Source organism: Pseudomonas sp. SM4 (genome assembly GCF_051913165.1).
Classification (GTDB): domain Bacteria; phylum Pseudomonadota; class Gammaproteobacteria; order Pseudomonadales; family Pseudomonadaceae; genus Aquipseudomonas.
Genome location: NZ_JBODOE010000002.1, coordinates 279,917 through 302,561 on the forward strand (window position 1 = coordinate 279,917; position 22,645 = coordinate 302,561).

At 58.2% G+C, this 22,645-nt stretch carries 21 protein-coding genes, 3 tRNA genes and 1 pseudogene; 15 read left to right on the forward strand and 10 right to left on the reverse strand.

Annotated elements, in window-relative coordinates; genetic code table 11:
• The 7 genes and pseudogenes from modC to ACQ4MY_RS04285 all read left to right on the forward strand — a co-directional run bounded on the left by modC (window position 1) and on the right by ACQ4MY_RS04285 (window position 5,198).
• Entirely contained in the window at window positions 1-1,080 is a 1,080-nt protein-coding gene (gene modC, locus ACQ4MY_RS04255; RefSeq protein ID WP_440093929.1) for a molybdenum ABC transporter ATP-binding protein, read from the forward strand.
• Between the two features lie 72 nt (window positions 1,081-1,152).
• Window positions 1,153-2,190, forward strand: a complete 1,038-nt coding sequence (locus ACQ4MY_RS04260) for a DNA topoisomerase IB (protein ID WP_008082700.1) — start codon at window positions 1,153-1,155, stop codon at window positions 2,188-2,190.
• Window positions 2,191-2,450: 260 nt separating this feature from the next.
• Window positions 2,451-2,804 (forward strand): annotated as a pseudogene (locus ACQ4MY_RS04265) (ATP-binding cassette domain-containing protein); the annotation flags it as partial.
• A gap of 648 nt (window positions 2,805-3,452) precedes the next feature.
• Complete coding sequence (locus ACQ4MY_RS04270; RefSeq protein ID WP_440094265.1) at window positions 3,453-3,974, forward strand: ATP-binding cassette domain-containing protein; 522 nt, start codon at window positions 3,453-3,455, stop codon at window positions 3,972-3,974.
• 71 nt (window positions 3,975-4,045) lie between these two features.
• Window positions 4,046-4,276, forward strand: coding sequence for a hypothetical protein (locus tag ACQ4MY_RS04275; RefSeq protein ID WP_008082702.1), 231 nt, complete (start codon window positions 4,046-4,048; stop codon window positions 4,274-4,276).
• Window positions 4,277-4,397: 121 nt separating this feature from the next.
• Window positions 4,398-4,628 carry a hypothetical protein gene (locus ACQ4MY_RS04280; protein ID WP_008082703.1) on the forward strand — a complete coding sequence of 77 codons (231 nt, stop codon included), beginning with the start codon at window positions 4,398-4,400 and terminating at the stop codon, window positions 4,626-4,628.
• A 285-nt stretch (window positions 4,629-4,913) separates the two neighbouring features.
• Window positions 4,914-5,198 (forward strand): hypothetical protein, encoded by a 285-nt coding sequence (locus ACQ4MY_RS04285; RefSeq protein WP_440093932.1) that lies wholly within the window; start codon window positions 4,914-4,916, stop codon window positions 5,196-5,198.
• Between the two features lie 120 nt (window positions 5,199-5,318).
• On the opposite strand, the gene ACQ4MY_RS04290 is transcribed toward ACQ4MY_RS04285, so the two are convergent.
• The 9 genes from ACQ4MY_RS04290 to ACQ4MY_RS04330 all read right to left on the reverse strand — a co-directional run bounded on the left by ACQ4MY_RS04290 (window position 5,319) and on the right by ACQ4MY_RS04330 (window position 10,843).
• Entirely contained in the window at window positions 5,319-5,690 is a 372-nt protein-coding gene (locus tag ACQ4MY_RS04290) for a c-type cytochrome (RefSeq protein ID WP_440093934.1), read from the reverse strand.
• Between the two features lie 226 nt (window positions 5,691-5,916).
• Window positions 5,917-6,003, reverse strand: a tRNA-Leu gene (locus ACQ4MY_RS04295).
• A gap of 193 nt (window positions 6,004-6,196) precedes the next feature.
• Window positions 6,197-6,270, reverse strand: a tRNA-Cys gene (locus ACQ4MY_RS04300).
• Between the two features lie 47 nt (window positions 6,271-6,317).
• Window positions 6,318-6,393, reverse strand: a tRNA-Gly gene (locus ACQ4MY_RS04305).
• 60 nt (window positions 6,394-6,453) lie between these two features.
• Window positions 6,454-7,014: a CDP-diacylglycerol--glycerol-3-phosphate 3-phosphatidyltransferase gene (pgsA, locus tag ACQ4MY_RS04310; protein ID WP_008080159.1), complete on the reverse strand. Its 561-nt coding sequence runs from the start codon at window positions 7,012-7,014 to the stop codon at window positions 6,454-6,456.
• 32 nt (window positions 7,015-7,046) lie between these two features.
• Complete coding sequence (gene uvrC, locus ACQ4MY_RS04315; protein WP_008080158.1) at window positions 7,047-8,870, reverse strand: excinuclease ABC subunit UvrC; 1,824 nt, start codon at window positions 8,868-8,870, stop codon at window positions 7,047-7,049.
• A gap of 2 nt (window positions 8,871-8,872) precedes the next feature.
• The gene (gene gacA, locus ACQ4MY_RS04320; RefSeq protein WP_024012761.1) at window positions 8,873-9,514 is read right to left on the reverse strand and encodes a response regulator transcription factor GacA; all 642 of its coding nucleotides are present in this window, start codon (window positions 9,512-9,514) and stop codon (window positions 8,873-8,875) included.
• A gap of 127 nt (window positions 9,515-9,641) precedes the next feature.
• Complete coding sequence (locus ACQ4MY_RS04325) at window positions 9,642-10,085, reverse strand: GNAT family N-acetyltransferase (protein WP_440093937.1); 444 nt, start codon at window positions 10,083-10,085, stop codon at window positions 9,642-9,644.
• Window positions 10,082-10,843, reverse strand: a complete 762-nt coding sequence (locus tag ACQ4MY_RS04330; protein WP_440093939.1) for a carbon-nitrogen hydrolase family protein — start codon at window positions 10,841-10,843, stop codon at window positions 10,082-10,084. The genes ACQ4MY_RS04325 and ACQ4MY_RS04330 overlap by 4 nt, the downstream gene beginning before the upstream one ends.
• Before the next feature lie 616 nt (window positions 10,844-11,459).
• On the opposite strand from ACQ4MY_RS04330, the gene ACQ4MY_RS04335 reads away from it, so the two are divergent.
• The gene (locus ACQ4MY_RS04335; RefSeq protein ID WP_440093941.1) at window positions 11,460-12,536 is read left to right on the forward strand and encodes a 3-deoxy-7-phosphoheptulonate synthase; all 1,077 of its coding nucleotides are present in this window, start codon (window positions 11,460-11,462) and stop codon (window positions 12,534-12,536) included.
• 47 nt (window positions 12,537-12,583) lie between these two features.
• Here ACQ4MY_RS04335 and ACQ4MY_RS04340 read toward each other — a convergent pair whose 3' ends face one another.
• Window positions 12,584-13,774 (reverse strand): hypothetical protein, encoded by a 1,191-nt coding sequence (locus ACQ4MY_RS04340; RefSeq protein WP_440093943.1) that lies wholly within the window; start codon window positions 13,772-13,774, stop codon window positions 12,584-12,586.
• 333 nt (window positions 13,775-14,107) lie between these two features.
• Between ACQ4MY_RS04340 and ACQ4MY_RS04345 the strand changes: the two genes are divergently transcribed.
• The 7 genes from ACQ4MY_RS04345 to ACQ4MY_RS04375 all read left to right on the forward strand — a co-directional run bounded on the left by ACQ4MY_RS04345 (window position 14,108) and on the right by ACQ4MY_RS04375 (window position 22,613).
• Entirely contained in the window at window positions 14,108-14,977 is an 870-nt protein-coding gene (locus ACQ4MY_RS04345; RefSeq protein WP_440093945.1) for an esterase/lipase family protein, read from the forward strand.
• Window positions 14,978-15,073: 96 nt separating this feature from the next.
• The gene (locus tag ACQ4MY_RS04350; protein WP_008080151.1) at window positions 15,074-15,355 is read left to right on the forward strand and encodes a peptidylprolyl isomerase; all 282 of its coding nucleotides are present in this window, start codon (window positions 15,074-15,076) and stop codon (window positions 15,353-15,355) included.
• A gap of 136 nt (window positions 15,356-15,491) precedes the next feature.
• The gene (locus ACQ4MY_RS04355) at window positions 15,492-17,360 is read left to right on the forward strand and encodes an extracellular solute-binding protein (RefSeq protein ID WP_440093947.1); all 1,869 of its coding nucleotides are present in this window, start codon (window positions 15,492-15,494) and stop codon (window positions 17,358-17,360) included.
• On the forward strand, window positions 17,360-18,421 hold the full coding sequence (locus ACQ4MY_RS04360; RefSeq protein WP_008080149.1) for a microcin C ABC transporter permease YejB: 1,062 nt from the start codon (window positions 17,360-17,362) through the stop codon (window positions 18,419-18,421). The genes ACQ4MY_RS04355 and ACQ4MY_RS04360 overlap by 1 nt, the downstream gene beginning before the upstream one ends.
• Window positions 18,421-19,443, forward strand: coding sequence for an ABC transporter permease (locus tag ACQ4MY_RS04365; protein WP_440093950.1), 1,023 nt, complete (start codon window positions 18,421-18,423; stop codon window positions 19,441-19,443). Before ACQ4MY_RS04360 ends, ACQ4MY_RS04365 begins: the two co-directional genes overlap by 1 nt.
• Window positions 19,444-19,457: 14 nt before the next feature.
• Window positions 19,458-21,032, forward strand: a complete 1,575-nt coding sequence (locus ACQ4MY_RS04370) for an ABC transporter ATP-binding protein (protein ID WP_440093952.1) — start codon at window positions 19,458-19,460, stop codon at window positions 21,030-21,032.
• Between the two features lie 168 nt (window positions 21,033-21,200).
• Window positions 21,201-22,613, forward strand: coding sequence for a sigma-54 interaction domain-containing protein (locus ACQ4MY_RS04375; protein WP_440093954.1), 1,413 nt, complete (start codon window positions 21,201-21,203; stop codon window positions 22,611-22,613).
• Window positions 22,614-22,645: the final 32 nt, after the last annotated feature.

Sequence of the window (22,645 nt, forward strand, 5' to 3'; positions counted from 1 at the left end):
ATGATCGATGCACGTCTGCAACTGGCTTATTCCGGCTTCAACCTCGACGTCGACCTGCATTTGCCGGGTCGCGGCGTCTCCGCGCTGTTCGGCCATTCCGGCTCAGGCAAGACCACTTGCCTGCGTTGCATTGCCGGGCTTGAACGCGCCGAACACGGTTTCGTGCAAATCAACGACGAAATCTGGCAGGACAGCGATAACGGCATTTTTGTCCCGCCACACAAGCGCGCACTGGGTTATGTGTTTCAGGAAGCCAGCCTGTTTCCACACTTGTCCGTGCTGGCCAATCTGCAATTCGGCCTCAAGCGCATTGCCAGATCCCAGCGTCGCGTCGACATGGCGCAAGCCACCGAACTGCTCGGCATTGGCCATTTACTTGAACGTCATCCGCAGCATTTGTCCGGCGGTGAACGCCAGCGGGTCGGCATCGCCCGCGCCTTGCTGACCAGTCCGAAACTGCTGCTGATGGACGAACCCCTCGCCGCGCTCGACAGCCAGCGCAAAAACGAAATCCTCCCATACCTGCAACGCCTGCACGACGAACTGGATATTCCGGTGCTGTACGTCAGCCACGCACAGGACGAAGTGGCCCGTCTGGCCGATCACCTGGTGTTGCTCAGCGAGGGCAAAGCGCTGGCCAGTGGCCCGATCGGCGAAACCCTTGCGCGCCTCGACCTGCCGATGGCCATGGGTGATGACGCGGGCGTGATCATCGAGGGGCAAGTCAGTGCCTACGACGCGGATTATCAATTGCTCAGCCTGCAACTGCCCGCGACCGCAATGAACATCCGCGTGACGCACGCACCGATGTCAGTGGGCCAGGCCCTGCGCTGCAAGGTACACGCGCGCGACATCAGTCTGACTCTGCAAAACAACGAACTCAGCAGCATCCTCAATCGCCTGCCGGTCACAGTGGTCAGCGAGCAGGCGGCGGACAACGCCGCGCATGTGCTGATCCGTCTCGACGCCGGCGGGACGCCGTTGCTGGCGCGGATCACACGGTTTTCCCGCGATCAGTTGGGCGTGCATCCGGGCCAGCAACTCTGGGCGCAGATCAAGGCTGTTGCCGTACTCGCGTAAATCATTCGGCACCACGGCAACGGCGCGCGGTCAATCGTTTTACAGACCACCGCGCCATCGAAGGAAGCCTCCATGCCCGATACCGAGTTGATCGATGCACTGCCATCCGACCTGCACTATGTCGATGACACGCAGCCCGGTATCACCCGCAAGAAACTGCGCGGCAAATTCAGTTACTTCGAGCCGTCCGGCCAGCGCATCACCGACCCCGACGAGATCAAACGCATCAACGCCCTCGCCGTGCCGCCGGCTTACACCAATGTGTGGATCTGCCCCGACCCGCGCGGCCATCTGCAAGCCACCGGCCGTGATGCCCGTGGCCGCAAGCAATATCGCTATCACTCGCGCTGGCGCGAAGTGCGCGATGCTGACAAGTATTCGCGCCTGCGTGAATTCGGGCTGGCCTTGCCAAAACTGCGCAAGCAACTGGAAACGCTGCTGGAGGCACCTGGGTTCAGTCGCGACAAGGTCATGGCCACGGTGATCACCTTGCTCGACGCCACGCTCATTCGCGTCGGCAATACACAGTACGCCCGTGACAACCGCTCTTATGGCTTGACCACGCTGCGCAGTCGCCACGTTGAAGTCAACGGCAGTGCGATCCTGTTCCAGTTTCGCGGCAAAAGCGGCATCGAACACCAGATCACCGTCAAGGATCGGCGCCTGGCGCGCATCATTAAGCGCTGCCTGGAGATTCCCGGGCAAAACCTGTTTCAGTACCTGGATGAAAACGGTGAGCGACACACAGTCAGCTCTTCGGACGTCAACGCCTACCTGCAAACGCTCACCGGCGCCGACTTCACCGCCAAGGATTACCGCACCTGGGCCGGCAGCGCCCTCGCATTGGCGGTGCTGCGAGAGCTGAGCCATGAGACGGAGACCGAAGCGAAGCGGCATGTGGTGGAGATGGTCAAGGGTGTCGCCAAGCAGCTGGGCAATACGCCTGCGGTGTGTCGCAAGTGCTACATCCACCCCGCCGTGGTGGAAAAATTCATGCTCGGCGCCCTCGCCGAATTACCGCGACCGCGCATTCGCAAAGGCTTGCGTGCCGAGGAAGTGGCGCTGGCAATGTTTCTCGAACGCATGAGCGAGATGACAGACACGCCTTGATCGATTGCCCATCGTCCTCTAGGCTAGCCACCTTTCCCTCTCCCAGGACGACCGCAGAAGTGAACAACCCGGCCCTTTAAAAATGCATTCGCGACACGCCGTCAACGGCGCGTGTCAGTTTTCACGACATTTTTCTGGAGGTGCCGATGACTCACGTCTCGCGTACGCCTGCACTCGTCTCGCTGAACCAATTGAGCTTTCAATTCGCCAACGGCGAGACGATTTTCGACGCACTGAATCTCACGTTCGATCACTTGCCGACCGCCATTGTGGGGCGCAACGGTGCCGGCAAAAGTGTGCTTGCACGGCTGATCGCCGGCCATCTGCAGCCTACTGCGGGCAGTGTGGTGCAAGCGGTTGCAGTGCGTTATATCCCACAGATATTCGTCACCACGCCCGGCCAGTCGATCGCCGAAGCGACGGGCACGGCTTCAGTGCTAGCGGCCTTGCAACGGCTGAAACTCGGTAGCGCCACCGATGACGATTTCGACACCATCGGTGAGCAATGGGACTTGGCTGAGCGCCTTCGCCAGCTTCTCGACGAGGCCGGGCTCAGTGAGCTCGATGCGACGGATCTGACGGAACATCTCAGCGGCGGTCAGCAGGCCCGGATCGCCCTGATTGGCGCACTGTTGAGCCAGGCGCAATTGCTGATACTCGATGAGCCCACCAATCATCTGGACAGCGCCGGCCGGCAATGGCTGATGAGCAGGCTCGAACAATGGCGCGGCGGTCTGATTGTGGTCAGCCATGATCGGCAGTTGCTGCAGCACATGCGCAGGATCGTCGAACTCACGTCGTTGGGCGCGACGGTGTTCAGCGGCTGTTACGCGGATTTCGTAGAACAACGCCAGCGCCAACGGGCGGCGGCTCAGGCGCAGTTCGATCAGGCACGCATTGAGCGCCAGCGGCACCGCGCGCGTCTGCAACGCGAGCACGACACGATCCAGCGTCACGCCGCCGGCAGCCGACGCAATGCCGAAACGGCCAACGTCTCCAGCATGGAGCGGTCGGCCATGAAAGCCGCCGCGAAGGAGATCATGGGCCAGATGAAAGTCGGCCATCAGGCCCGTAAAGCCGATCTGGACGAGCGCGTTCGCGAGGCATACGCCCGAGTCGTGCCGGATGATGGAGTGTTGATCAACCTGCCTGGCAGCGTTGTGCCCTGCGGTCGCCAAGTGTGCACGCTGGTGGACGCCTGTTTGCCGTGGCTGCCGGCGGATGCATTGACCCGCCGCGTGAACCTGAACATCCACGGCCCGATGCGCATTGCTATCAGTGGCCCGAACGGCTGTGGCAAGTCGACCCTGCTGAAAATGCTCGCTACAGAACTGGCACCTGTGAGCGGTGAATGCAGCACCCATGTGCCTTTTGCGTTTCTCGATCAGCAACTGAAGCTACTGGATGCCCAAACCAGCATCGTTGAACAATTGCAGGCCCAGCAGACACCGCTCAACCAAGGCACCTTGCGCAGTTTCCTGGCCCAGCTGCAACTGAATGCACAGCGCGTGACGCAACCCTGTGACTTGCTCAGCGGCGGTGAACGCCTGAAAGCCGCTCTCGCCCTGGCGTTATGGCGCCAGACGCCGGCGCAACTGCTGTTGCTCGATGAACCGACCAATCACCTTGATCTGTCTTCGGTACAGGCATTTGAACAAGCCTTGCAGACATTTCCGGGCGCGATTGTCGCCGTTTCCCACGATCTGGCGTTTCTCCAGGCGTTGCATCCCAGCCATTGGCTAACTTGGCACCCCGCCGGCTGGCACTGGCAACCGACGAGTTGAGCTGTCTATTTTTTGCACGATTGCCGCAGGCTTCTATAGTTGATCTGACACGAATCAACTGCGGTGACGCCATGGAAGACATTTTCGTCGTGAAGCGTTGCAACAAGATCATTATTCACGGTCGGCGCGCCGGCGAAAGCCAGCACGATCCAGCCGAAGCCATTGGCTGGTTTCGCATCTGCGACACCCGCACTGGCGGTTTCATCGGCGACGGCTACGACGCCCAGGAGGACGCACAGCTTGAATGTCAGCGCCTCAATGCAGTCAGTTCGCCCATACCGGCCCGCGAGGTTTCCGGCTGATGCCGATCATAACCGGGTCTATACTGAAACCAGCTGAAGGAGCAGCGCCCCAACGGCACAAGGCTCGCCACTCGCGGGCTTTTTGCTGCAGCTCAGCGGTTTCATAGAACGGAGGTGTTCCATGTCCGAAAAAGAGTCCATCACCACCCTCCTCACCCTGCTCGACGCCCGGCAGGCGCGCCTCGCAGCCGCTTGCAAGGAGATCGCCGACTGGGTCGATCACCAAGGCGGCCATCCGACAGCCCTGCGCATTCGTGATCGGCTGAACGACATCGAGAAGGATGCCCCGCTGATTCGCAACACGTTGTCGGCGCTCAAACCTGTGGATCGGCCACTGCCACGCTTCAGATAATCATCACGGTACCAACCCATCGCCCCGCCGCAAGGTTCGCGGGGCGCTGAACGGCAATTGCAGTGTTGCCGAGTGATCGATTGCGCGGCACTTTCAGACTTTCCTGGCCAAACTGTTTCTTTTCACACAATCCTCACATCTGCGCGCTTACAGTGAACTCACTCCTTTAGTGACTACCTTTAACGCCCGCCCGCATGCGGGTGTTTTTTTGCCGATAGTTCGTCTGCCGAACAGTCATGGCTGTCAGTTGTCATAACTTTGTACACGTCACGAAGGAGACAGTTCATGGTTATCCATTTCAACGTCGACGGGCATCTGGCCTGTGGCCATAAAGGCAAACACCTCACTGCCACTCGCGAACTCAATCGCGTGAAATGCCGCAGCTGCCGCAACACCGATGCCTACAAACAAGCGCGAAAAGATCAACGCAACAACGCACGCCGTGTCGCCCGTCAGGCAAAAACCACGCACCACGCCGTCAACTGGCGCGCGGAGTGGACTGAACGGCTGGCCGCGATGGCCGGACGGCAACGCTTGCCTCGTGGCTTTGCCCGGCAAGCGTACGTTTAAACCTGCATAAAAAATGGGCCGATAAAATCGGCCCATTTGCGTTAGTTGTTCCCTGACAATTTTTAACTCGTCCGTTTCCGATCGTGTTCACGCGAGTCTGCGCTCTCTACGTAACTTCACCTACTTAACAATCACGCCTCTCATGTATTGATTCAGATCTCGTAGATCATTAACAGTCCAAGCGTGGGGCGCCAGCTTTACACCATTCTCTCGCAACGTTTTGGGGATCAAGTCCCCATTGGGGCGAAGTATGATCGATGACACGATAACGCCTGGATAATCACTGAATCGCTTCTTGAAGGCAGAAGTGGTCAGGTCAGGCGTAGGCGGATTGCTTTTATGGGCCAGCGGGCCGGTTCCTTTAATCTCGGCTCCATGACACATGGCACATCTCTGTGTATAGAGCGCTTTGCCATTGGCCGTATCCCCGAAGGACAATGAGGTTTGAACCAGTGTTACCAGCGCTAACGACGCGGCGAATAATATTTTCATCCTTGATGCAGCCTTAATCCTGGCAAAAGATGACGCGCGATTGGCATCAGCTGTAGAGAGGGTGAAACAGTTTTGATGCGGCGCACATACGACCAAGCCGTACGTCCACGATCGAAAGGCAAAAAGTAATGCCTAGCAAGTGAATTGCGCACCCACATCAAAATAACCGACCGGAAACAAACAAGGGCTTGCATCAGCTTTCGCCCGCAAACCCTTGATTTTAAGATGGTGCCCGAAGCCGGAATCGAACCGGCACGCCCTTACGAGCGGGGGATTTTAAGTCCCATGCGTCTACCAGTTTCGCCATTCGGGCGGTAGCGCGGTGTTGCCGCTGCATTGCTCAAGTCGCGACCTGACAGGAGGCAGGCTTGAGCAGCAGATCGGGAAATATATACATCACTTCCCGCTGAAGCAAGTTCGCAATGGCCGTTTTCAAGACTAAATCTTTCGACACACTGGAAATAAAAAAGCTCCGTAAATCATGGATCTACGGAGCTTGTTTATAGTGGAGGCCGAGGTCGGAATCGAACCGGCGTAGGTGGATTTGCAATCCACTGCATAACCATTTTGCTACTCGGCCTCAAAACGTCTGTTATCAGTAGCACAACAACAAACGCGTTTTAAACTTGGAGCGGGAAACGAGACTCGAACTCGCGACCCCGACCTTGGCAAGGTCGTGCTCTACCAACTGAGCTATTCCCGCTTGGTGATGCGCATTCTATAGAATTAAGAAGCTCCGTCAACCCCTTGATTCAAAAAAGTTTTATTTCTTTTCGACATCAGTCTTCAGATGCGGCCAGGCCGCGCGAAGGTATTGAACCATCGACCACAGCGTCAGGCCTGCAGACACCATCAGCAAGGCATAACCCAGAACGACCCAGAAACTGAAGTCCCGCGGATTGGCCAACAGGATAACCAGCGCAAGCATTTGCGCCGCGGTTTTCCATTTGCCGAGGTTGGAAACAGCAACATGGGCGCGAGCCCCGAGTTCGGCCATCCATTCGCGCAACGCCGACACCACGATCTCACGACCGATGATCACGGCGGCTGGCAACGTGAGCCAGAGATTGCCGTGCTCTTGCACCAGCAACACCAGCGCCACTGCCACCATGAGCTTGTCGGCCACCGGATCAAGGAACGCGCCAAACGGCGTGCTCTGCTCCAGGCGGCGGGCCAGATAACCATCCAGCCAGTCCGTCGCTGCCGCAAAGGCAAACACCGAGGCGGAGGCCATGTAACTCCACTGGTAAGGCAGATAGAACAGCAAAATGAAGATCGGGATGAGCAGGACGCGTAGAACGGTAATCAGATTAGGGATATTCATCGGCACAACTGGCTACGAGGTGAGGGGGCATTCTACTCGCTATGCAGGTTCGCATAAATCGACTCTGCGAGCTTTTTACTGATCCCCGGGGCTTTGGCGATCTCTTCGATGCTTGCACGAGACAGTTCCTGCAATCCACCAAAATGTTTTAGCAAGTCGCGGCGCCGTGTCGGCCCGACTCCCGCAACGCCTTCCAGCGTTGAGGTTCGCCGGGTTTTGCCACGGCGGGCGCGGTGTCCCGTGATTGCGAAACGGTGGGCTTCGTCACGGATCTGCTGAATCAGGTGCAATGCCGGCGAATCACCACGCAAGGTGAACTCGTGCGCTGCATCATTCAGATACAACGTTTCGAAGCCCGCCTTTCGCGTCGCACCCTTCGCCACCCCGAGCAGAATCAGATCGGGGACGGCCAGTTCATTGAGCACGTCACGCGCCATCGAAAGCTGGCCCTTGCCACCGTCCACCAACAGAATGTCCGGCAACTTGCCCTCGCCTTCCTTCAGCTTGCTGAAGCGTCGTGTCAACGCCTGGTGCATGGCGGCATAGTCATCACCTGCCGTGACACCTTCGATGTTATACCGCCGGTAATCCGATTTGATCGCGCCTTCCGGGCCAAATACCACGCAGGAGGCGACTGTCGCTTCGCCGCTGGAGTGACTGATGTCGTAACACTCCAGGCGCTGCGGTGGCTCATCGAGGTTCAGCACTTCAGCCAACGCGTCAAACCGCGCAGCGGTGTGTTGACGGTTGGCCAGGCGCGCGCCCAAAGCCTGTTCAGCGTTGGTGACCGCCAGTTGCTGCCAGCGCGCACGCGTCCCGCGCACCCGATGACTGATAGCCAGTTCGCGGCCACGCAATTCATGAATCGCCTCGATCAGCGTCGGGAAGTCTTCGTGCACCACGTTGACGATCAATTCGCTTGGCAAATCGCGCTCCGGGCTGCTGATGAAGTATTGGCCGAGGAAGGCCGCCATGACTTCAGAGACATCCTCTTCAATCCCCACTTGCGGGAAGAAGTTCTTGCTGCCCAGCACGCGTCCGCCACGAACACTGATCAAATGTACGCAAGCGCCGCCCGGATTGACGAAGGCTGCAATGACATCGATATCACCCGTACCGCCCTCCATGCTCTGCTGATCCTGCACGCGACGCAGCAATGCAATCTGATCACGCAACTCGGCGGCGCGTTCGAACTCGAGATTGATCGCCGCCTCCTCCATTGCCGTGGACAGTTCATTGGTCAGGGCATGGCTGCGCCCCTCGAGAAACATCACCGAGTGCCGCACATCCTCGGCATAAACCTCAGGCTCGACCAGACCGACACAGGGCGCCTTGCAACGCTTGATCTGATATTGCAGGCACGGGCGTGTGCGGTTCTTGTAGTAACTGTCTTCGCACTGACGAACGAAAAAAGTCTTTTGCAGCAAACTGAGACTTTCACGAATGGCCCCGGCGCTCGGATATGGACCAAAGTACTTGCCCTTGGCCTTTTTCGCCCCGCGATGGATGCTCAGACGCGGAAACTGGCCGTCAGACAGAAAGACGTAAGGGTAGGATTTATCGTCGCGCAACAGAATGTTGTACGGCGGGCGCCATTCCTTGATCAGCGTTTGCTCTAGCAGCAGCGCTTCGGTTTCGTTGGCGGTGATGGTCGTTTCGACCTGCGCTATGCGCCCCACCAATGCGGCGGTTTTCGGTGCCAGGCCGGTCTTGCGGAAATAGCTGGCCAAGCGTTTTTTGAGGTTCTTGGCCTTGCCGACGTACAGCAGACGCGCATCGCTGTCGAACATCCGATAGACGCCGGGGCGCCCACTGACAGTCGACAGAAAAGCGCCGGAATCAAATGTTTCAGTCATGATCAGGCGCTGGCATCGACCATGCCATGGCGAACCGCTAAAAGCGTCAACTCGACATCGCTACTGATCGAAAGCTTCTCGAAAATACGGTAGCGGTAGGTGTTCACGGTTTTCGGGGACAGGCACAACTTGTCGGAAATTATCTGGACTTTCTGACAGCCGACAATCATCAAGGCGATTTGAATCTCCCGTTCGGACAAGGCATCGAACGGCGAATCGTTGGTCGGTTGAAAGGACTTGATTGCCAACTGTTGAGCAATCTGCGGACTGATGTAACGCTGGCCAGCGAATACCAGGCGAATGGCCTGAACCATTTCCGGCAGCCCCGCGCCCTTGGTCAGATAGCCGGCGGCTCCGGCCTGCAGCAACCTCGTAGGGAATGGGTCTTCCTCACAAACCGTCACGGCAACCACTTTGATGTCCGGATGACTGCGCAACAGTTTGCGCGTCGCTTCCAGGCCACCGATGCCAGGCATCTTGACATCCATCAGGACGACATCGGGTTTCAACTCACGCGCCTTGATCAGGGACTCTTCCCCGGACTCGGCCTGGCCGACCACTTGCAGGCCATCGATATCGGCCAGCATACGTGTAATGCCTGTACGAACGAGATCATGGTCATCGACCACTAGCACCCTAATCAAGCAGACACCTCGCGATATGGTCTTATTGGGATGCCGGACACCTTAGCAAAAAGTGCCAGACAGACCTAGCAGAAAGCCGCATTTAAAAAGTTTCAATTCATCTTTCAGAGCTTGCCAGCCGTGGGTTTCAGAGCACAGGTGTTCTTAAATCGAGCTGCATGCGCAAGAAACACTCATCTTTACCTTGAAGCTGTAGTCCTTTTCTCTGATACAAATTTTTTGCCGGATTATTTTCAAAGACCGTGAGACGCAGTGCCGGACGTCTTTCCTTGCTGGCTATCTCGATAACCTGATCAATTGCCCAGGAACCTGCCCCCTGCCCCTGAAACGCCTCAGCTATCTGCAGTTCTCGGATATACAACGCACGAGCATCGCGACTGAGACTGAAAAAACCGATCGCCACTTCATCGCGACAAATCAACCAACTCTCTCGCCCAGACCACGCAACATCAAACGCTTCGTCCTGCCAAAACAAATCATGCTGAATGTAATAACGCAGCATGTTCTGACAGGTGAGCGACCTGGCGAATGCCAAATCCTCAGGCGATGTGCGACGCAGCTGAAATGTCATACCGCTCGTACTACGGCAAGTACTTCACCCTGCCATGCACCTTCGATTCTGCGGGCGGCCACCAGGCAATCTCCGGAGCCTGGGGCCGATACAATCAGCGCACCATCCTCGGACCAGATCGCACTGCGCCCTGCCGACTGCCAGCCGCCGGTAAGGCCGCCATGATTGGCCATCAGTACGGCCATTGAGTGCCGGCGAGCGTAGCCTTGTAGCAGTGCGGTGTCGGGCGCATAACCTGCTTCTCCGATTAATACCCCGGCAGCATAAACGTTGGCCCCTAGGGCGCGGGCGTTCGCTGCGTGGCTGGCGTGGGAAAAGTCCGCGCAGACTGCCAGCGCGACGGTATCGCTACCAATTTTCACGTTGGCCCCGCCGTTTCCAGGCGCAAAAATCAGCTCCTCCCCCGCATGCAAGTGTTGCTTGCTGTAAACAGTGAGCGAGCCGTCTGCGCCTAGCACCAACGCGCCTATCACCACCGCTGAACTCGGGGTCAATCGAATCGGCATCCCCACGACAGCCGTAACACCAAGCTCTCGAGCAAGATCGCGTAGCGGTTGCAGCACGCCATCTTGCGGATCAATCGCCAATGCAGCGGCTACCTCGCCCTCATACCCGGTCAGCGACAACTCCGGAAATACCACCAATTCAACGCCCTGCTCCGCCGCCACTTCGATAAAGCGCAGGTGGCGATCGATATTGGCAGCAAGGTCACCGGCAATGGAAATTGACTGGGCTGCGGCCATGGTCAGCGTCGACATGATGCGTCCTTGGGATAGAGGCAAAACACAGAGTGTGTCACACCGTGCGCAGCACTCAAGCGATAGGCAGATTAATGCGCATGCCATAGCATTTTCTGATTGCTGTGGCGTATCGGCCTCTAGTAAGCTCGGCGCATTCATCGGAGACAGATCATGTTCAACGCCCAATCACAGCTTCGTACCGACAGCGCCCTGCGCTCGGATGCGGCTGCGCGTATGAATAACGTTAGCGCTCCTGCCAGCTTTTATTTTGGGTATTGGTTTAGCCACTGGCGCGCCTGATACCCACACGGCGCCCATAAAAACGGGTCGCCACCAGAGAATTCTCAACCCCCGGTCGGCCTCCCGACCGGGGGTTTTGTTTTTTCAGGCCCAAACTTTTTAGCAACACTCCAGACAATTTGAGGAATCACCCAATGAACTACGCCACTTATTACCGTTACGACATTTTTTCCGCCTGGCGATTTACCAGCCTCCGCTCGGGACAGCCTGCCGCCTCCGATCGGTCACCCACAGGTGGCAAGCACACACACGCAGCCCATACGGCCAATTGTCGAACACCCCAGTAGGGCCGAGTGCGCGGGAAGCCCCCGCCTCCAGCCCAGGAAGACCGAATATGAACCCCTCCGTTTCTGCTTTGCCACTGTCTACCCTCAACTGCGCCAACGAGGCACTGACGCTACGTCTGCCGAGTTCGCTGCAACTCAAGCAGCAATTGCCCCTGAGCAATGCCCTGACCCTGCAGGTCTCCGCCCACCGCCAGGCGGTTCGGGCGATTCTCGATGGACAAGATCCACGCCTGCTGGTGATCGTTGGTCCTTGCTCGATCCATGACCCAAAATCCGCCCTCGAATACGCCGGCAAACTCGCCCGACTCGCCGATCAAGTCAGTGATGAAATGCTGCTGGTCATGCGCGCCTATGTCGAAAAACCGCGAACGACGGTTGGCTGGAAAGGCCTGGCATACGACCCCCACCTTGATGGCAGTGACGACATGGCGGCCGGCCTGACGCTGTCCCGTGAACTGATGCTGGGAATGATCCACCTGGGCCTCCCCGTTGCTACCGAACTGCTGCAACCCATGGCTGCCGGTTACTTCGATGACCTGTTGAGCTGGGTTGCCATCGGCGCCCGTACAACCGAATCCCAGATTCACCGCGAGATGGCCAGCGGATTGAACATGCCCGTCGGCTTCAAAAATGGTACCGACGGTGGCGTGGCCATCGCAGTCGATGCAATGCGTTCGGCAGCCCATCCACACAGGCATTTCGGTGTCGACAGCCAAGGTCATCCGGCAATCATTCAGTCAACCGGCAACCCGGACACCCACTTGGTGCTGCGTGGTGGCCATCAGGGCCCTAATTACGATCGAAACAGCGTCGAAAAAATCAGCGCCGAGCTCGCCCGACTGAAAATCCCGAGCCGGATCATGGTTGATTGCAGTCACGCCAACAGCGGTAAAGACCCTCTGCGCCAACCGGCCGTCTTCAACGATGTGCTGGAGCAACGCCTGCGGGGCGATCATTCGCTGATCGGCATGATGATCGAGTCACACCTGTTCGAAGGTTGCCAACCACTGAAGCCATCGCTGCAATACGGCGTCTCCATTACCGATGGATGCCTAGGCTTCAACGCGACAGAACGCTTGTTGCTGGATGCCGCACACCGCCTGAAAAACCAAAACCAGCGCTGAAGTGAAGATCAGACTTCCGGCGCATAGGGCGCCGGAAGCACAGAACGTTACTCCACGTGCACCTGCGTCACCTCGGATACCTGACTGACATCGTCCGTTCGCTCCACCGAATAGGCGATGCGCACTGTCGACCCCTGATGCTCACGCCAAAAACGATGAGGGACGATAAACACCAGCGGTTGTCCCGCCGAGTCGCGGGTGATTTCCCTATCGTCCCGGTGATTGAAGAAATCTCCATCGCACTTCAAATAGACCAACTCTCCTGCCTGTGCCTGAGCATTGCCGATCACCACGGTAATACCGTCGGTAGAATCCGCTATATCCAGAATGCCGTCTTGAGCCTCCAATACGTCCGGCGCAGCCAATCTTCCGCGAATCAGCGACGCGATAACCACTTTCGCGGACTCGGAGTCGCGCGCTTCGCCGCCTTTCGATTCAACCCGATATCGGACGATCGCCTCACTGCCAAGGTGCGCAACGAAACATTCAGGCGGGAGCCAGAACGACAGCGCTTCCCCCACCGCATAGGCCGCAACGGTCAACGCATCTTCAAATCCATTGTTCGGCGTACCTTGCCAGCTCAGCAGGACTCGATCGCCTGCTGCCATCCGTGCGTATGGCTGCAGGCTGACCCGTGCACCGTCGGGGAATCTTTCGGGATCCAGAACACCGCCGACCGTGTCGTCGACGCAAGGCGCAAGCAAATGAGTCCGAACATCCCCGACATCCATTTGCACACGTTCCGAAACAGCAGGTTCAGCGCACGTCGCACTGTAAAGCGTCCAGTAGATTTCCAGTGATCCGCCATCCAGCGCTGCGACGTGAACACCCTTGATGACGAATACAACGTCCTTGCCTACTTGATCTTCACTGACGAAGCGGGACACCTCGTGCTGATAAGTGAAACCATCAATATCCAGCCCTTCCCAGTGCAGCAATAGCTTGTCACCGCAAGCCATGCCCGGATAAGGCGCAATCCGTGCAATGACTCTCTTCAGTGAGGGATCCAGTGCGGCATCCGTTACAGCATCGAGGGAAGGTACTGGCAAGCGTACAGTTGCCGCACGGATATCAACGCCTTCACCTGCCTGATAGCAAAACTCCAGAGTTGTCTCATCGGCCTTGAAACTCAGCCGCCCCCGACCATTGAGTGAAATCCGACCATCCGGTGTGGCGCCTGACGCTCCACCGTTCTGCTGCGTTGACGGTATTTTCGAGTGTGCCTCATACAGAGTCATCGATGCCTCCATTCCTTGGAAAAAACGCCGTCTTCAATGACCGCGTCGACAGCCCTATTGAACGCTATTGCGCAACGCCAGGATGTCAGCCAAAGCGCTAAGTACGCGGGGCAAATACTGCCAGCAAGGTAGGCAAACAACTGAAAAACACATCAAAACCAGCAGTAGACGGCGGCACATTCGGAGGTGGATCTCAGCATTATCCGAAATTTCGTACATCCACTGATCCAGATTCAAACAGCATCTGAAGCCTCTTCGTACTTCGCCGAGTGAATGACTGTTTTAGAGTGGCCCGCAGATCTCACCGAGAACCTCTGCGATAAGGTAAATAGCATGCAACGGAATGCCACAACGCACTACCCGATCCTATTGATCCATGGTCTGTTCGGATTCGAGCGCATCGGCCACTTCGAACTTTTCCATGAGGTTCGCAAGGCACTCGTAGCGGCGGGCAGCCGAGTGTTTGTGCCACATCTCTCAGCGGCTCATGACAACGAAGTCCGCGGAGAACAGTTATTGCTGCAAATTGATCGTGTGCTCAAAGGCACAGGTGCCGACAAAGTCAACCTGATCGGACACAGTCAAGGCGCACTCACCGCGCGTTATGCTGCTGCGCTTGCCCCACACAACGTCGCGTCAGTGACTTCGGTCAGCGGACCCAATCAGGGCTCCGAAGTGGCCGACACCCTGCGTCAGGCACTCATCCCCGGGCGATTGCCGGAGCATATTGCCAACAACGTAGCCACGCTGTTTGCAGATTTTCTGGCCCTGCTCAGTGGCAGCCTGCTGCTGCCGCAACATGCAGTGGCGGCGCTCAACGCCCTGACGAGCGAAGGCGTAGGCCGATTCAACGATAAATACCCGCAAGGTTTACCCGACACGTGGGGCGGGCATGGACCGACCCTGGTCAACGGCGTTCGCTATTATTCCTGGAGCGGAATCCTCGCGGATCACGGCTCGCAGGCCCTTGACCCGGGCAATATCATTTGCAGGGCACTTTCCAGGCACTTCAATAAAGAAGCCGGGCAAAACGATGGACTTGTCGGCCGTTTCAGCTCCCATTTGGGCGAGGTAATCCGTTCGGACCTGCCTCTTGACCATCTGTCGAGTCTGGGTGGCACGGCGACAGTCCATGCAGTCACGCCGAATCCGATTGACCTCTATGTAGAGCACGCCTATCGCCTGCAAGCAGCAGAACTCTAGGGCCAACGCGATACATGCAAGGGAACTTTGCCGAGAAATCGCCCACTGAATCCGGTAGGCTCCACACTTTACTGAAATAGATTGGAGAGTTTCCCCATGGCTAAAGCCACTGCCCGCCACATCCTGGTTTCCAGCGAAGACAAGTGCAACGAACTCAAGGCTCAAATCGAAGCCGGTGCCGACTTCGCCGAAGTGGCCAAGAGCAACTCCACCTGCCCATCCAGCCGTCAGGGCGGTGATCTGGGCTCGTTCGGCCCAGGCCAGATGGTCAAGGAATTCGACACCGTCGTATTCAGCGCACCGATCAACGTCGTACAGGGTCCGGTGAAAACCCAGTTCGGTTATCACCTGCTGGAAGTTACCAGCCGCCAGGACTGATTCCGTGTCCTGATGGAAGCAGCAGCGGCCCGCCATTTGGTGGGCCGCTGTGTTTCAGTTACACGATACGGCTGGCGACCGGAGCGCTGCTCGCGTACAAATTACGCTTATCGATCACCCGGCTTTAAGGCTGACAATGCGACTGGCTTTCCCCACATTGATGTTCACTGCCGTGGCTCTGCTCCTGGGCGCCGCCGGTGTGAACGCAACACCGCAACATGCGTTGACCGTTTACGGCGAACCGGCCAGGTACCCCGCCGGATTCAGTCACTTCGCCTACACCAATCCGCAAGCGCCGAAGGGCGGGACGATGCGTCGATCGGCGATCGAAATCGGTCACTTCGACCATGTCCTTCCTTATATAGACAAAGGCATCGGCGTCACCCAGATCGACGGCATGCTGTATTCCCCGCTGGCCCAGCGCTCGATGGACGAACCGTACACCGTCTATGGTCTGGTCGCACAGAAAATGGAGCGTTCGGACGACGGTCTGTCGCTGCGTTTCTTCATCAACCCCAAGGCACGTTTCGCCGACGGCAAGCCGATCACCGCCGAAGACGTGCGCTACACCTACGATCTGCTGATGACTCAGGGCAGCCTGCGCTACCGCACGCAGTTCGCCGACGTCAAAGGCGTCGAGATCGAAGCACCGTTGACGGTCCGCTTCGACTTCAAGAGCAACGAAAATCGCACCCTGCCGCTGGACATCGCGACGTTGCCGGTGTTTCCCGAGCATTGGTGGAAAAGCCGCGACTTCGCCGGCGGCGGCGGTTACGAGGCACCGCTTGGCAGCGGCCCTTACCGGGTCGGCAAAGTCGACTCAGGGCGCAGCATCACGTTCGAGCGCAATCCCGACTGGTGGGGTAAAGACCTGCCGGTCAGCCGTGGTCTCTACAACTTCGATCACTTCAGCATCGAATACTTCGGTGACACCGACGTCGCGCGCCAGGTGCTGCGCGGCGGCGCTTATGACTACAACCGAGAGTTTTCCGCCACCGGCTACTCGATTGGCTACGACAGCCCGGCGCTGAGTGACGGGCGCCTGCAGAAAGCCCACTTGGCTACCGAGGCGCCCCAATCGGCCCAGGGTTTTGTGTTCAATCTGCAAAAACCGATGTTCCAGGACCGCCGCGTGCGTCAGGCACTGGCGATGCTCTGGGATTTCGAATGGAGCAACCGGCAGATGATGCGCAACCTGTACATCCGCCAGCAGAGCTACTTTTCCAACACTGATCTGGCCGCCCGTGAGTTGCCCGATGCGGCAGAACTGAAAATCCTTGAACCGCTACGCGGCCAGGTGCCTGACGAAGTGTTCAGCACAGTTTTCAAGGCGCAGAAAACCGATGGCAGCGGCTTGATCCGTGACAAACAGCTGCAAGCACTCGAACTGCTCGAACAGGCTGGCTGGAAACCTGACGGCGATCAACTGGTGAACGCTGAGGGCGAGCCGCTCAGTTTCACGTTTCTGGTCAGCCAGAACGGCATGGATCGCCTGCTGCTGCCTTACAAACGTACGTTGAAACAGATCGGTATCGACCTCAATATCCGCCGCATCGACTCCTCGCAATACGTCAATCGCCTGATGAGCCGCGACTACGACATGATCGTCACCGGTTACCCGGTGACCACTTCGCCGGGCGGCGAATTGCTCAATTACTTCGGCTCGGCGTCGGCCAACGACCCGGGCGCCAACAACTATATGGTGTTGAAAAACCCAGCCGTCGACACGCTGATCAACGGTCTGATCCGCGCCTCGACCCAGTCAGACATGCTCCACTACGCCCATGCGCTGGACCGGGTGCTGCAATGGAACTACTACTGGATCCCCAATTATTATCCGCCGGGCACCTCGACGGTCTGGTGGAACCGGTTCGGCATTCCGTCGGTTCAGGCCAGCAATGACGAAGCCATCGAGAGCTGGTGGGAAATCAGCAGCACACCGCTGACCAACCAGCAGATGACGGCCGAGAAAATCGGCCGTGGCAGACCCGGAGGACCGCACTGATGTGGGGTTACATACTGCGGCGCCTGCTGCTGATCATTCCGACACTGGTGATCATTCTGCTGGTCAATTTCGTCATCATTCAGGCGGCGCCCGGCGGCCCGGTCGAACAGGCCATTGCTCATCTGCAAGGCATCGGCGGAACAAATGTCGGGGGCGGCGCGAGTGAAACCACGAGCAACACGTCACGCGCCAGCCGAGGCCTTGATCCGCAACTGATTAAGGACATCGAAAAGCAATACGGCTTCGACAAACCGGCGCACGAACGCCTGTGGCTGATGCTGAAAAACTATGCGCAACTGGACTTTGGCAAAAGCTTCTTCCGCGGCGCCACGGTCACCGACCTGATACTGGAAAAAATGCCGGTGACCATTTCCCTTGGACTGTGGGCGACGCTGATCACGTACCTGGTGTCGATCCCGCTGGGCATCCGCAAAGCGGTGCATCACGGCAGTCATTTCGACATCTGGAGCAGTACCGCGATCATCATCGGTTACGCGATGCCGGCGTTTCTGTTTGCGATGTTCCTCATCGTGGTGTTTGCCGGTGGCACTTCGCTGAACTGGTTCCCGGTGCGTGGACTGGTCTCGGACAACTTCGAATCGCTGTCGACCCTGGGCAAGATCGCCGATTACTTCTGGCACTTGGTGTTGCCGGTTACGGCACTGGTGATTGGCGGTTTCGCGACACTGACAATCCTGACGAAAAACTCGTTCCTGAACGAGATCACCCGCCAATACGTGGTGACGGCCCGGGCCAAAGGCTTGAGTGAACGTCGTGTGCTGTACGGCCACGTGTTTCGCAACGCCATGCTGCTGGTGGTATCAGGCATTCCGCAGGCGTTCATCAGTGTGTTTTTCGCCGGCTCGTTACTGATCGAAGTGATCTTCTCCCTCGACGGCCTCGGACGCATGAGCTACGAAGCGGCGGTGTCACGCGACTACCCCGTGGTGTTCGGCTCGCTGTTCATCTTCACCCTGTTCGGCCTGCTGATAAAACTGATCGGCGACCTGTGCTACACGCTGGTTGACCCGCGTATCGACTTTGCCGCGAGGAACGCCTGATGTTCAAGTTCTCGCCGTTGGGCCGACGCCGCTTTGAGCGCTTCAAGAAAAACCGTCGTGGCTGGTGGTCGTTGTGGCTGTTCATTGGCCTGTTCCTGCTGACGCTGGGTGGCGAGTTGATCGCCAATGACAAGCCACTGATGGTCAGTTATCAAGGTCAGTGGTACTTCCCGGTGTTCAAGCGCCACACGGAACAAGAATTCGGCGGGCAACTGCCCTTCCAGGCCGACTACCGCAGTGATTATGTGCAGAACCTGATACGCAAGGACGGCGGCTGGCTGCTGTTCCCACCGATTCCTTTCAGCGACGACACGCCAAACTACGAACTCAACAAACCTGCGCCGAGCCCGCCCACGGCGGTGAACTGGCTGGGTACCGACGATCAGGCACGGGATGTGCTGGCGCGGGTGATTTTCGGCGCGCGGGTGTCGATTCTGTTTGCCTTGATGCTGACGTTTGTCAGCGCATTGATCGGCATCGCCGCGGGCGCGCTGCAAGGATATTACGGCGGCTGGGTTGACCTGCTCGGGCAGCGTTTGCTTGAGGTCTGGTCGGGATTGCCGGTGCTGTACTTGCTGATCATCCTCTCCGGATTTGTCGAGCCCAACTTCTGGTGGCTGCTGGGCATCATGGCGCTGTTCTCCTGGCTGGCGCTGGTGGATGTGGTCCGCGCCGAATTTCTGCGCGGGCGTAATCTGGAATACGTCAAAGCCGCGCGTGCGCTGGGCCTGACGGACCGCAAAGTGATTGTCCGCCACATCCTGCCCAACGCCATGAACGCGACGCTGAGCTATTTGCCGTTCATTCTGACCGGAGCGATTTCCACCCTCACCGCGCTGGATTTCCTCGGTTTTGGCATGCCCGCCGGCAGCGCCTCGCTCGGCGAACTGATTGGTCAGGGTAAACAAAACCTGCAGGCGCCATGGCTTGGGCTGACAGCGTTTTTCACCCTGGCATTGATACTTTCGTTGCTGGTGTTTATCGGCGAAGCGTTGCGTGACGCCTTCGACCCACGCTCTTGAAACCGAGATTGAAGATGACTGACAACCTGATCGAAATCCGTGACCTCAGCGTTGCCTTCCATGGCCAGACCGTGGTGCGCAACCTGTGTCTGGACATTCGCCCGGGCGAATGCCTGGCATTGGTCGGCGAATCGGGGTCGGGCAAATCGGTGACGGCGCATTCGATCCTGCAATTGCTGCCCGAGTGCGACGCTCACACCACTGGCAGCATTCGTTACCGTGCCGAGGAGTTGGTGGGCGCCGATCCGAAGGTGCTGCGCGAGTTGCGCGGGAACCGCATCGCGATGATTTTTCAAGAACCGATGACCTCGCTCAACCCACTGCACACCATCGAAAAGCAGATTGGCGAAACCCTCTTGCTCCATCGCGGCCTCGGTGGCAAAGCGGCGCAGTTGCGTATTCTTGAACTGCTGCAATTGGTCGGCATCCAGAAACCGGCAGAACGGCTCAAGGCTTATCCGCATCAGTTGTCCGGCGGGCAGCGGCAACGGGTGATGATCGCCATGGCACTGGCCTGCGAGCCAGAGCTGTTGATCGCCGACGAGCCGACCACGGCGCTCGATGTGACGGTACAGCGCAAGATTCTGCTGTTGCTCAAATCCTTGCAACAACGACTCGGCATGTCGCTGCTGTTGATCAGCCATGACCTCAACTTGGTGCGCAGCATCGCCCAGCGCGTCTGCGTGATGAAGGCGGGCGAGATCGTCGAGCAGGCACCGTGTGAAACCCTGTTTACCGAACCTAAACACCCCTATAGCTGCGTGTTGCTCAATGCCGAGCCGGAAGGCGAAGCCCTGCCCCGCGATGAGCGCGAAAACGTGCTCGAAGTCGATGATCTGCGCGTCGAATTTGTCGTCGGTGGCGGGCTGTTTCAGCGCAAGCAATACCTGCGTGCGGTGGACGGCATCAGCCTGAACATCCAGCGCGGCAAGACGCTGGGTATCGTTGGCGAATCCGGGTCGGGCAAGTCGACACTGGGCCAGGCGATCCTGCGTCTGCTCGACTCCGAAGGCAGCATCCGCTTCCAGGGTGAAGCTCTCGACGGTCTCAATCAGAAACAACTGCGGCCGTGGCGCCGGCAAATGCAGGTGGTGTTTCAGGACCCGTTCGGCAGCCTCAGCCCACGTATGTCGGTGGCGCAGATCATCAGTGAAGGCCTTGAGGTGCACTGTGAATCGTCGGCGGACGAATGCGACGAGCAAGTGATTCGGGTGCTCAAGGAGGTCGGCCTTGATCCAGAGAGTCGCCATCGCTACCCCCACGAATTTTCCGGCGGTCAGCGGCAACGCATTGCCATCGCCCGTGCGCTGGTGCTGAAACCGGCGTTGATATTGCTCGATGAACCTACGTCGGCGCTGGATCGCACGGTACAGAAACAAGTGGTCGCCCTGCTCCGCCAGTTGCAGGAAAAGTACGGTTTGACCTATCTGTTCATCAGCCACGACCTGGCGGTGGTGCGCGCACTGGCGCACGACATGATCGTGATCAAGGACGGCAAGGTGGTTGAACGCGGCCCGAGTCACGACGTGTTCGATTCGCCGCAGCATCCGTATACCAAAGAGCTGTTGGCGGCGGCGCATCCGGGGTAGGCATAATCGCCAATCGACCTGAAACCGAATCGCGGCCATCGCTGGCAAGCCAGCTCCCACAAGGGGCTGCGCTGTACACAACATTTGTGAACGACCGAGACCCTGTGGGAGCTGGCTTGCCAGCGAAGAGGCCCGCATTAACAACCTGAATTCCGGATCAGCCGCCAGATGAACACCACCGAAAGCCTCAAGGACTACCAACGGGTACGCACCCTGGCGATCCGCTCGCTGTTCGAGATCATCGAGCAGTCGAGTGAAGGCACGGTGATTGTTGATCGCGATGCCAACATCGTCTGGATGAATGAGCGTTACGCCCGTCGTTTCGGCCTCGAATCCGCTGCTGGCGCGATCGGCAAGCCTTGCGAAAGCGTGATCCCCGGCAGTTTGTTGCGCGAAGTCGTGCGCAGCGGCCGGCCAATTCTTCTGGACATGCAAGACACCCCGAAAGAGCCTCTGGTGGTGATGCGTCTGCCGATCCACGACGACGCAGGCAGCGTGATCGGCGCCATCGGTTTTGCCCTGTTCGATGAGTTGCGCACCCTGTCGCCGATGCTCAAGCGATACCTGAGCATGCAGGAAGAGCTGGCTTCCACTCGCTCGCTGCTGCGCGCACGGCAGACCAAATATAATTTTGCTCATTTCATTGGCACCAGTGCTGCCAGCCTCGAAGTCAAACGCCGCGCCCGGCGCAGCGCCAGCGCCGAGTCACCGGTCTTGCTGCTGGGGGAAACCGGCACTGGCAAAGAGTTGCTCGCTCAGGCCATTCACAGCGCATCGCCACGGGCGCACAAAGCCTTTGTCAGCATCAACAGCGCAGCGATTCCCGAGGCACTGCTGGAGGCGGAGTTTTTCGGTACCGCACCGGGTGCCTTTACCGGCGCTGATCGCAAGGGCCGCACCGGCAAACTGCAGATCGCTCAGGGCGGCACATTGTTTCTCGACGAAATCGGCGACATGCCCTTGCCGCTGCAAAGCAAGTTGCTGCGTGTGTTGCAGGAAAAAGAGTTCGAGCCCGTAGGCTCCAATGAAGTGATCCAGAGCGATGTGCGGGTGATCGCAGCGACGTCGACAGATTTGCAGGCAGCGATCAAACGCGGTGAGTTTCGCGCCGATTTGTATTACCGGCTCAATGTCTTGCCGATCAACGTACCGCCATTGCGTGAGCGCCTTGATGACTTGCCAGCACTGAGTGAAGCGATCCTCGAAGAGTTGCGCAGTCAGCATGAACTGCATCGCGATGCGTTGGCGCTGCTCGGCCAGCACGCTTGGCCGGGCAACATCCGCGAACTGCGCAATGTGCTCGAGCGTGCGGCGTTGCTCAGCGATGACTTGATGTTGACGGAGCAGGACATCCGCGCGGCGATCGGCACGTTTACCCCGGTTGAACGTACGGCCCCGCCGCCCATTGAAAGCAATGCCGATGAGACATTTGCGCAGGCGCGGGAACGGTTTGACCGGCAATTGATCCAGTCGACGCTGGCGCAATGCGCGGGCAAGGTGCCGCAGGCAGCGGCTCGTCTGGGGCTGGGGCGGTCGACGTTGTACAAGAAAATGGTGGCGTTAGGGATTGCTGATTCCTGAAAAAGAGACATTGTCTCTTTATTGAGAATATC

Coding starts and splice junctions, on each gene's coding strand:
- modC (WP_440093929.1), top strand. CDS start 1: ATGATCGATGCACGTCTGCAACTGGCTTATTCCGGCTTCAACCTCGAC.
- ACQ4MY_RS04330 (WP_440093939.1), bottom strand. CDS start 10,843: ATGTCGACGCTGACCATGGCCGCAGCCCAGTCAATTTCCATTGCCGGT.
- ACQ4MY_RS04345 (WP_440093945.1), top strand. CDS start 14,108: ATGCAACGGAATGCCACAACGCACTACCCGATCCTATTGATCCATGGT.
- ACQ4MY_RS04290 (WP_440093934.1), bottom strand. CDS start 5,690: ATGAAAATATTATTCGCCGCGTCGTTAGCGCTGGTAACACTGGTTCAA.
- pgsA (WP_008080159.1), bottom strand. CDS start 7,014: ATGAATATCCCTAATCTGATTACCGTTCTACGCGTCCTGCTCATCCCG.
- ACQ4MY_RS04365 (WP_440093950.1), top strand. CDS start 18,421: ATGTTCAAGTTCTCGCCGTTGGGCCGACGCCGCTTTGAGCGCTTCAAG.
- ACQ4MY_RS04360 (WP_008080149.1), top strand. CDS start 17,360: ATGTGGGGTTACATACTGCGGCGCCTGCTGCTGATCATTCCGACACTG.
- ACQ4MY_RS04375 (WP_440093954.1), top strand. CDS start 21,201: ATGAACACCACCGAAAGCCTCAAGGACTACCAACGGGTACGCACCCTG.
- ACQ4MY_RS04370 (WP_440093952.1), top strand. CDS start 19,458: ATGACTGACAACCTGATCGAAATCCGTGACCTCAGCGTTGCCTTCCAT.
- ACQ4MY_RS04325 (WP_440093937.1), bottom strand. CDS start 10,085: ATGACATTTCAGCTGCGTCGCACATCGCCTGAGGATTTGGCATTCGCC.
- ACQ4MY_RS04280 (WP_008082703.1), top strand. CDS start 4,398: ATGTCCGAAAAAGAGTCCATCACCACCCTCCTCACCCTGCTCGACGCC.
- ACQ4MY_RS04335 (WP_440093941.1), top strand. CDS start 11,460: ATGAACCCCTCCGTTTCTGCTTTGCCACTGTCTACCCTCAACTGCGCC.
- ACQ4MY_RS04340 (WP_440093943.1), bottom strand. CDS start 13,774: ATGACTCTGTATGAGGCACACTCGAAAATACCGTCAACGCAGCAGAAC.
- ACQ4MY_RS04275 (WP_008082702.1), top strand. CDS start 4,046: ATGGAAGACATTTTCGTCGTGAAGCGTTGCAACAAGATCATTATTCAC.
- ACQ4MY_RS04260 (WP_008082700.1), top strand. CDS start 1,153: ATGCCCGATACCGAGTTGATCGATGCACTGCCATCCGACCTGCACTAT.
- ACQ4MY_RS04355 (WP_440093947.1), top strand. CDS start 15,492: ATGCGACTGGCTTTCCCCACATTGATGTTCACTGCCGTGGCTCTGCTC.
- ACQ4MY_RS04285 (WP_440093932.1), top strand. CDS start 4,914: ATGGTTATCCATTTCAACGTCGACGGGCATCTGGCCTGTGGCCATAAA.
- ACQ4MY_RS04350 (WP_008080151.1), top strand. CDS start 15,074: ATGGCTAAAGCCACTGCCCGCCACATCCTGGTTTCCAGCGAAGACAAG.
- ACQ4MY_RS04270 (WP_440094265.1), top strand. CDS start 3,453: ATGCGCATTGCTATCAGTGGCCCGAACGGCTGTGGCAAGTCGACCCTG.
- uvrC (WP_008080158.1), bottom strand. CDS start 8,870: ATGACTGAAACATTTGATTCCGGCGCTTTTCTGTCGACTGTCAGTGGG.